This is a genomic window from Pseudoglutamicibacter albus (assembly GCF_022346425.1).
GTDB lineage: Bacteria > Actinomycetota > Actinomycetes > Actinomycetales > Micrococcaceae > Pseudoglutamicibacter > Pseudoglutamicibacter albus.
The window spans coordinates 51316-60270 of record NZ_JAKRCW010000015.1 but is presented as its reverse complement, the minus strand read 5'-3'; the positions used below and the strand labels follow the sequence as shown (position 1 = coordinate 60270).

Here is an 8955-nt window from a genome sequence, read left to right as displayed (position 1 = left end):
ATCGGCCCCACCATCGCCCCATCGCCTCCACTGCATCGGCCCCATCGCTCCATTGGTTCCTCCGGTAGATTCGGTACATTGGGTTGCGAACCGTTCGCATCGGTCTGAGGCGGAAGGACACATCGACATGACTCAAGCAGCCAGGCGCATGCCTCGTGAGGAACGCCGCGCACAACTGATGAGTGTTGCGCAAAGAACTTTCTCTCAGCACGGTTACTTCGCGGCGTCGATGGATCTGATCGCCGAGAACGCTGGGGTTTCTAAACCGGTTTTGTATCAGCATTTCTCCAGCAAGCTGGACCTGTATGTGGCGTTGCTTGAACATGAGCTCGATAGTTTGGTTCTCGCTGTCCGTGAAGCGTTGAACGCGTCTGATGATCCGTTCACTACGGTGCGTTCTACGGTGGAGGCGTATTTCGATTTTGTGGCGCGGGAAGGTTCCGCGCACGAGCTAGTTTTTGAGTCTGATCTTTCGCATGAGGCCACAATTGCTCGTCGCTTGCGTCAGTTCCGCGACACGATCGGGCTTGAGATTGGCCAGAAGCTCGCTACATTCACGTCTTTGGATCAGTTTGAGGCCACATATTTAGGGCTTGCTGTCACGGCGGCTGCGGAGCGTGCCGCTGGTTTGTGGCAGCAGACCTCGGATGAGATGACCCGGGAGCGCGCTAGCGAGCTGGTGTGGCGCTTAGCTTGGCGCGGAATTGATGGCTACCTCGAACACTCAACCACGCAGATGCCGTAACGTAGGGAATAAGCACGATGCCTCCTACCACACGCGTGGTGGACATCGATGATAATGACGGTCGCTTTCGCGGCTGTGAGTCAGAGGCGAAAGGTTCTTCACATGGAAATTCGTATCGGCGTGAAACACGTGGCCCGCGAGGTTGGTATTGAAACTGATGCCAGCTATGACGATGTGGTTGCTCAGATTGAAGAGGCCGTCAAGAACGGTTCGCTGCTGCAGTTGAGCGGTGTCAAGGGCCGTAAGATCGCTGTGCCTGGCGATTCGATCGCTTATGTTGATTTCGATGGCCGCCGTCCTGGCCCGGTCGGTTTCGCCCATCAGGCGTAATAGAGAGTATTGAATGACTGAAACCACTCAGCAGACTTTCGCTGATTTTGATGTGGATGCTCGCATTGTTGAGGCTTTAGCTTCCAAGGGGATTGAGCATCCGTTCCCCATTCAGGCGATGACGTTGCCGGTTGCTTTGGGCGGCCACGACATCATTGGCCAGGCTCAGACCGGTACGGGTAAGACCCTCGGTTTTGGTATCCCCGCTCTGCAGCATGTTGTTGCTCCGGGTGAGGATGGTTATGAGGATTTGCCGCATCCGGGGGCTCCGCAGGCTTTGATTGTGGCGCCGACCCGTGAGTTGGCGGTTCAGGTTGCAGATGATTTGACGTTGGCGGCGTCGAAGCGTTCGGTGCGGATCGCCACGATTTATGGTGGGCGCGCGTATGAGCCGCAGATTGAGCAGTTGGCTAAGGGCGTCGATGTGGTGGTCGGTACGCCTGGGCGTTTGATTGATTTGAACCGGCAGCGTCACCTGAATTTGTCTGCTGTGCGAATTGTTGTTTTGGATGAGGCTGACGAGATGCTGGATCTGGGGTTCCTCCCGGATGTTGAGCGTCTGATTGCTGCTGTGCCTGAGGTACGGCAGACGATGTTGTTCTCTGCGACGATGCCTGGGCCTGTTATTTCAATGGCGCGCCGCTACATGTCGAAGCCGACGCATATCCGGGCCTCCGCCCCCGATGAGTCTGCGAATATCACGAAGAAGGACATCCGGCAGCTGGTGTACCGTGCGCACCAGTTGGATAAGGATGAGGTTGTTGCGCGTGTGCTACAGGCTGAAGGCCGGGGCCGCACGATTATTTTCACGCGCACCAAGCGCCAGGCTGACCGGATGGCTGAGGAACTCAAGGACCGCGGGTTCGCCGCGGGTGCTTTGCACGGCGATTTAGGGCAGGGCGCGCGCGAGCAGGCGTTGCGTGCGTTCCGCAACAATAAGGTCGATGTGCTGGTTGCTACGGACGTTGCCGCTCGCGGTATTGACGTTGAGGACGTCACGCACGTGATCAACCTGTACTGCCCGGATGATGAGAAGACGTATCTGCACCGTGTGGGCCGTACGGGCCGCGCCGGCCACAAAGGTACGGCTGTCACGTTTGTGGACTGGGAGGATGTTCCCCGCTGGGGCCTGATCAACAAGGCGTTGGGCCTTGATTTTGAGGAGCCTCGCGAAACCTATTCTTCTTCGGAGCACCTGTTTGAGGATTTGAACATCCCGAAGGGCACAAAGGGCCGCTTGCCTCGGGATAAGCGTGTTCTGGCTGGCTTGGATGCCGAGCACGTTGAGGATTTGGGTGGCCCGGATTCCCGCAAGTCCCGTGGTGGCCGTTCTGGCTCGGGGCGCTCCGGTTCCCGTCGCTCGGCTCGCTCCGGCCGTGGCCGCGGCGAACGTGGCCGTAGTGATCGTGGCAGAGGCGAGCGTTCTGGTCGTGGTGAGGGTGGCCGTAGCGGCCGTTCCGGTGGCCGTCAGCGCCGTCGTACCCGTTCGGGCGAAGGCGCCGAGTCAACGCAACAGAACTCAACGCAAGGTTCGGCGCAAGGTAAGAACTCAGCACAGCCTAAGAACCCAACACAGCGCTCAGACGCAGGCGCGCAGGGTGATTCTGGATCGCAGCGTTCGCGTGGCGGGAGCCGTTCGCGGCGCCGCTCCGGTGGCCGTCAGCGCCGCCGCACGCGTTCGGGCGAAGGTGCCGAGTAGCGCCTGAACCTGCGGCGTGAGCTCAGCGCACCCATTCTGCAGGTAGCCCCGCGGTGTATGCGCTCCGATTGGCGGGTGCGGCCTGGTTAAGGATTTTTTGTAGCTGTTCCGGATCGGTAAGGTTTTCACCGAGCCGGTTCGGTTTTCCGGTGCCGTGATAGTCGGAGGACCCGGTGACAATGAGGTTGCGTTCGCGGGCTACCTTGTGGAGCCATTCCCGCCCGGCTTGGTTGTTGTCTCGGTGGTGGATCTCAACCCCAGCAAGCCCGGCGTCAACGCATTCTTCGAGGTCGGAGGCACGGATCACCCGACCACGCGCAGGGGCAGCGGGATGAGCCATCACGGGCACTCCCCCGGCGGCGCGGATCATCTCTACCGCGCGGACCGGGCTCGGGGCGGGTTGAGCAACGTAGTAGCGGCTCTTGCTTGAGAGCAGGTCACTGAATGCTGAGCTGCGGTCCGGGATGATGTTGGCGGCAACGAGCGCATCGGCGATGTGGGGGCGGCCAATCGTGGCGCCATCACTCGTTTGTGCGAGCACGTCCTCCCACGTGATCGGGAAATCCTCAGCGAGCTTCTCAACGATCATGCGCGCCCTTGCCATACGCGAATTCCGTTGTTCCTCCATCGCGGCAACCAGTGCCGCGTCTTCCGGGTCCGGCATGTAGGCGAGCATGTGCACCGTGACGCCGGTATCCGGGACACGGCAGCTGACCTCGATGCCGCCGAGCCAGCCGATCCCCACCTCAAGGGCGGCCGAGCGGGCGGCATCCCAGCCCTCAACCGCATCGTGATCAGTCAGGGAGATCACGTCAAGGCCGGCCTCGTAGGCCTGTTTGACGACGTCTTGCGGAGATTCGGTACCGTCGGAAACCCACGAATGAGTGTGTAGATCGATGCGCATGATCCTCAGCTTACGGCAGAGCCCGCATGTTTCAGGATGAAACTGTCAGAGGCGAGTGACACGATAGAGGTGTGAGTAACGAGATCTCTGAATCGCAGTCCCCTGCCCAGCCACCCGCCGCAGCTGCTGCCGGTGCGGGCTCTGAGCAGCCTATTGAGGAAAGGGTTAACAACCGTTCCATGCGACCAAATTCTGAAGCTTTCCGTGAGTTCATGGCATCGAGCTGGGCAGAGTCGGATCACAGTGTGACCCGCGCGGCCTCAGCCGATTACGCCGCTCAACGTCGCGCCGCTTTGTCCGCGATGTTCCCGGGTGAGCGTCTGGTTTTGCCAGCCGGCCCGCTCAAGGTGCGTTCGAATGACACCGATTACCGTTTCCGTCCACATTCCGGTTTCGCTCATATGACCGGTCTGGGCACGGACCAAGAACCGGACGCTGTCTTGGTCATGGAGCCTGTTGAAGAAGGCGCCGGCGATGACGGCTCCCAGCACGTTTCCACACTGTATTTCCGCCCGATGGCTGGCCGGGATTCCAAGGAGTTCTATTCCAACGCGCGCACCGGCGAGTTTTGGATCGGTGCCCGCCACACGCTCGAAACGATGGCGACCCAGACCGGTTTGCCAACCGAGCACATGGACCTGAAACTTGAGGATGCGATCACCGAGAACGCTGGACACCCAGCCTTCGGCGGTTTGAGTGTGCGTGTGGTCCGTGACGTGGACCCCACCGTGGATGCGCTCGTGGACACCTCCCGCATCAACACTGGCATCACCGATCTTGAAGCTGAGGATAAGAAGGACGCCAAGCTCACCGAGGCGCTCTCTGAGCTGCGTTTGATCAAGGACGAGTGGGAAATCGAGCAGATGCGTGAGGCTGTTGCCGCGACGGCTTCCGGTTTCGAAAACATCATCGCCAACCTTGCCCGCGCCGTGGATCATAAGCGTGGCGAACGCGTTGTGGAGACCTCGTTCTTTGCTCGGGCTCGTGAGGAAGGTAATGACCTCGGCTATGACACGATCGCGGCCTCAGGCAACAACGCGACCACACTGCACTGGATCCGCAACGACGGCCAGGTGAACTCTGGTGAGCTTCTACTGGTCGATGCTGGTGTTGAGGTTGATTCGCTCTACACCGCCGATGTGACCCGCACTGTTCCGGTGGATGGCACGTTCACCCCGGTCCAACGCAAGATCTATGAGGCGGTCCTGGATGCCGCTGATCAGGCGTTCGCGATCGTCAAGCCCGGCATCACGTTCCGGATGATCCACGATAAAGCCGCCGCTGTCCTGGCTGAACACCTCGATGCGTGGGGCCTGTTGCCGGTGAGCGCTGAGGAAGCGACCAAGCCGAGCGGCCAGCAGCATCGCCGTTGGATGCCGCACGGTGTGAGCCACCACCTCGGCCTCGACGTCCACGACTGCGCGCAGGCCCGCCAGGAGCTGTACCAGGACGGCATCGTGGCCGAAGGGATGGTCCTCACGATCGAGCCGGGCCTCTACTTCAAGGCTGAGGACCTCGCTGTACCTGAGGAATACCGCGGCATCGGCGTACGCATCGAGGACGACATCCTCGTCACCGCCGACGGCGCGGAATCCCTCACCAAAGACATCCCACGTACCGTGGACGAGGTCGAAGCCTGGCTCAAACGCACCTAGGCCGACGTAGCTGGGCCAACGTAGCTAGGCCCCGCCGTCCATGTCGCTCTGTGAAGTTGATCTGTGAAGTCGCCCCGTGAACTCGCTCTGTGAAGATGGCGCGGCAGAGCTACTTCTGTTGCTCTGCCTCAGGCTTCGCTGAGGCTTCGGAATCCGTCGACGCTGGCTCATTCGAGTCAGCGTCGACTGGTTTCTGCGCAGCGAGGTCTTCGCGGCGGACCCCGAACCGTGGACGCCCGTCTTCGAGGTCGGCGTAGAACGGATCGCTCGGAGCCGTCGATGCCGCAGACTGTTCAGCGCCTTGCTCACCGCTAGCGGAGCTCCCCTGCTGGCCTGAAGCACCGAAACCCTGGCCGTCCGTATTCTGGCCAAAAGAGCCCTGACCCGCAGAGCCTTGCCACGATGGACCCTGACCCGCTCCGTAGCCTCCCGCAGCGCCCTGACCATTGCTTCCTTGACCATTGGTTCCCGGGCCGTAACCGCCTTGCCCGGCCCCGTTCTGTCCAAAGCCGCCCTGACCATAGCCACTCCGCCCAAAGCCACCCTGGCTGTAGTTCGGGCCGTCGTTGATCGGGAGGGACGCCGGGCGGTCTTGAAGCTTCCGCAGTAGTGCCTGGGCTTGCCCTGCGACTTGTGGATTCACGATCACGTCCCAGCTCGCCGGGAGCACCTGCCGGGTGGATGCGAAGTCGCGTTTGCCGCGGCGTAGAGCGTACTGGATGATGCCAAAGAGCATCCACATCACCGCACCGATCAGCACGGCCGCGAACATCAACGTCGCCACGTTGGCACCTTGCGGCGAGAACAGCATCATGATCAGCCCAAAGAACAGGCCCATCATCGCGCCCTGCATCGCGCCTTGCAACGCGACTTTCGGGTAGGTCAGCTTGCCGGAGACCCGTTCAACAAGTTTGAGGTCGTTACCGATGATGGAGACGTTGTTGACCGGGAAGTCGTTATCCGCGAGGAAGTCAACCACCTTCTGGGCGTCCTGGTAGTCGCTGAAACGTCCCAAGACCGGCCCGCGCGGGATACTCATGAACATGTTGCCGAAGCTCTGCGGTGTAGCTGTCATGATCACCAATTTACCGCTCCTTGTGTGTGCGTGGCCTTAGTTATCCTGGGAAGTATGCCAACAGCTGACTTTTCTGACCGAGGCAACCATTCTGACCGGGGCCATCTTTCTGACCGGGTTCGGGAAGCGCTCGCGTCAGTGCAGGATCCCGAGTTGCGCCGCCCGCTGGTTGATCTAGGAATGTTGCGTGACGTCACGGTCACCGATGACGGCCGGGTGAGCGTTACAGTCAAGCTCACGGTTGCTGGCTGCCCTATGAAGGCGCGGATCACCGATGACGTCGAAGCAGCTGCGCGCGGTGTTGCTGGGGTGTCCGATGTTGATGTGGTCTTGGATGTCATGTCGCCTCAAGAGCGCGCCGAGTTGGTGGGCTCGCTCAAACGCACGGGCTCACCGTTGACGAGGCCGGATACGTTGACCCGCATTATCGCTGTGGCTTCGGGTAAGGGTGGTGTTGGTAAGTCCGCGGTCACGGTGAACCTTGCTGCCGCGTTGGCGGCTGAAGGCTATAAGGTCGGCGTGATCGACGCGGATGTTTTGGGTTTCTCGGTCCCCGGTTTGATGGGGGTCACGGACAAACCGACCCGGGTTGATGACCTCATTTTGCCGCCGGTGGCTCACGGTGTGAAGGTGATGTCGATCGGCATGTTCTTAGACAGCAACCGGCCTGTCATGTGGCGTGGCCCGATGCTGCACCGGGCTTTGGAGCAGTTCGTGAACGAGGTGCATTTTGGTGACCTCGATTTCTTGCTCCTGGATTTGCCTCCTGGCACCGGCGATGTCGCGATTTCTGTGGGCCAGTTGTTGCCGCATGCCGGTGTTCTGGTGGTGACTACGCCTCAAGCCGCGGCCGCTGAGGTCGCGGAGCGTGCCGGGGCGATGGCGCATGAGGTGGGCCAGACGGTGCTTGGCGTGGTGGAGAACATGTCTTTCATGCGGATGCCGGACGGCAGCGTGTCCCACATCTTCGGTTCCGGTGGTGGTCAGCTTGTGGCTGAGCATCTGAGCGAGCAGGTGGGCTACCCGGTTGCTGTACGCGCGCAGATCCCGCTCGAGGAGCGTTTGCGGATCGGGTCCGATGAGGGTGTCCCGGTGGTCTTGAACCCTGAGGCTTCTGAGGCGGCCGATGCGCTCCGGGCGCTGGCGCAGGAGCTCGCCTCGGCCCCGCGCGGGCTTGCCGGTAGATCGCTCGGCGTCACACCGCGGTAGCCACGCCGCCGCACCGCTAGCCACGCCACGGCGTGAGACCGCTAGCAGGACAGCCTAGGTTGCTTCGTCATCGAACGGTGCCGGCTGGTCCGCCGGCAGCCGATCCTGGCCTGCAACATTCGGTAGGGCTTGAGGTTTCCATTGTGCCGAGGCTGGTTCTGTGTTGGTGCTCGTCGTTGCGTTAGCGGGAGCGTCGTCTTCGAAGAGGGCGTCGCGGATGATTTTGCGTGGATCGTATTGCCGCGGGTCGAGTTTGCGCCAGTCAACGTCCTTGACTTCATCGCCCATTTCCTCGCGGAAGCGTTCTTTAGCGGTGCTCGCGTAGTTGCGGATCCCTTTGATGAATTCGGCGAGTTTTCGGGTGTACTCGGGCAGCTTGTCTGGCCCGAGGATCACAACGGCAAGAATCCCCAGAACCAGGAACTCTGCACCATTAATTCCAAAAAACTCCACGCCCGAAGCTTACCTGTTCACGCGATGCTTACGAATCTGACACGTATTCTAAGCGAGCCTTACCGCGGCTCCATGAGCCGAGCGAATCCACGGGTGAGCCGCTCCAGCCCGCCAGCTCTGGAGGCTTCGAGGTCTCGGATCTTGTCCGTGGCTTGCGTGCGGACTTGGTGCACGAGGATCTTCTCGTGGATCGAAGGCAGGTCAGCCGCGATGACGAAACGGGCACTGTCGGTGCTCAGTTCGGCTTGCCACAGCGGCCCTCGTCCATCACGCAACCTGTGGATCGCTTGGTTGCTTGCGTCTGCGTCTTCCGATTGTGTACGGCTTTGAACTGCCGAGCCGTGGGCGTCGCGGGATTCAACGATCACCACAGTACCCGCGGGTGAGGAGTAGGTCTGTTGCAACTCGTATGTGTTGCCGATGTGGCGGCCCGATGCGCTCTCCCACGTGAAACCGATAGTGCGTAAGTCGGTGCACAGCCAGCCGGCGTGACGTAAGTTCGTCACCTGCTCGGCGCCTAGAGCCTCGCCACGCGACGTGAAATGCGCCGCTGACGACGTCACCGGTTGCGGTTCCCGGACTCCCCCAGCAGCCCATGCCGCAACCAACATTCCCAGCAACAGAGAGAACGTTACAAGCGCCCCCATGAGCGGAACCCAACGCCTAGCCGACGAATATCCCCTTACCGTTCCCGCCTGCGCATCGCGGGAAGTGGCGTTGAAGGCGGCTTCGTGGCTAGATTCGCTCGTCACCTCTGTGCCACCTCCGCTCTAAATTGGATCCGGATCCTCCCTCATTTTGCCTTGTTCACCTGAGCGAAACCTGATAAAGAACTCAAGAGGAACTGCCCCCTCTTGGGTGTTGTTGCACGCCACTCCCCTTTAA

At 60.8% G+C, this 8955-nt stretch carries 9 protein-coding genes; 5 read left to right on the top strand and 4 right to left on the bottom strand.

Features of this window, described 5'->3' with window-relative positions; all coding sequences use genetic code 11:
• From MHJ63_RS08985 to MHJ63_RS08975, 3 genes are all read left to right on the top strand, one after another.
• Positions 1 to 745, top strand: a 745-nt coding sequence (locus MHJ63_RS08985) for a TetR/AcrR family transcriptional regulator (protein ID WP_239447223.1), incomplete at its 5' end; no start/stop codon positions are given.
• A gap of 102 nt (positions 746 to 847) precedes the next feature.
• Complete coding sequence (locus MHJ63_RS08980; RefSeq protein WP_035755427.1) at positions 848 to 1075, top strand: DUF3107 domain-containing protein; 228 nt, start codon at positions 848 to 850, stop codon at positions 1073 to 1075.
• Between the two features lie 13 nt (positions 1076 to 1088).
• On the top strand, positions 1089 to 2774 hold the full coding sequence (locus tag MHJ63_RS08975) for a DEAD/DEAH box helicase (RefSeq protein ID WP_239447222.1): 1686 nt from the start codon (positions 1089 to 1091) through the stop codon (positions 2772 to 2774).
• A gap of 22 nt (positions 2775 to 2796) precedes the next feature.
• Here MHJ63_RS08975 and MHJ63_RS08970 read toward each other — a convergent pair whose 3' ends face one another.
• Entirely contained in the window at positions 2797 to 3678 is an 882-nt protein-coding gene (locus MHJ63_RS08970) for a PHP domain-containing protein (RefSeq protein ID WP_239447221.1), read from the bottom strand.
• Positions 3679 to 3761: 83 nt separating this feature from the next.
• Here MHJ63_RS08970 and MHJ63_RS08965 point away from each other — a divergent pair, with 83 nt between their 5' ends.
• A complete protein-coding gene (locus MHJ63_RS08965) occupies positions 3762 to 5333 on the top strand; it encodes an aminopeptidase P family protein (RefSeq protein ID WP_420876151.1) in 1572 nt (523 codons plus the stop codon).
• Positions 5334 to 5442: 109 nt separating this feature from the next.
• Here MHJ63_RS08965 and MHJ63_RS08960 read toward each other — a convergent pair whose 3' ends face one another.
• Entirely contained in the window at positions 5443 to 6408 is a 966-nt protein-coding gene (locus MHJ63_RS08960; protein ID WP_239447220.1) for a YflT domain-containing protein, read from the bottom strand.
• Between the two features lie 54 nt (positions 6409 to 6462).
• Here MHJ63_RS08960 and MHJ63_RS08955 point away from each other — a divergent pair, with 54 nt between their 5' ends.
• Complete coding sequence (locus MHJ63_RS08955; protein WP_239447219.1) at positions 6463 to 7617, top strand: Mrp/NBP35 family ATP-binding protein; 1155 nt, start codon at positions 6463 to 6465, stop codon at positions 7615 to 7617.
• Between the two features lie 54 nt (positions 7618 to 7671).
• On the opposite strand, the gene MHJ63_RS08950 is transcribed toward MHJ63_RS08955, so the two are convergent.
• Positions 7672 to 8070 (bottom strand): twin-arginine translocase TatA/TatE family subunit, encoded by a 399-nt coding sequence (locus MHJ63_RS08950; protein WP_070491465.1) that lies wholly within the window; start codon positions 8068 to 8070, stop codon positions 7672 to 7674.
• A 59-nt stretch (positions 8071 to 8129) separates the two neighbouring features.
• Positions 8130 to 8822 (bottom strand): hypothetical protein, encoded by a 693-nt coding sequence (locus tag MHJ63_RS08945; RefSeq protein WP_141742493.1) that lies wholly within the window; start codon positions 8820 to 8822, stop codon positions 8130 to 8132.
• Positions 8823 to 8955 lie beyond the last annotated feature (133 nt).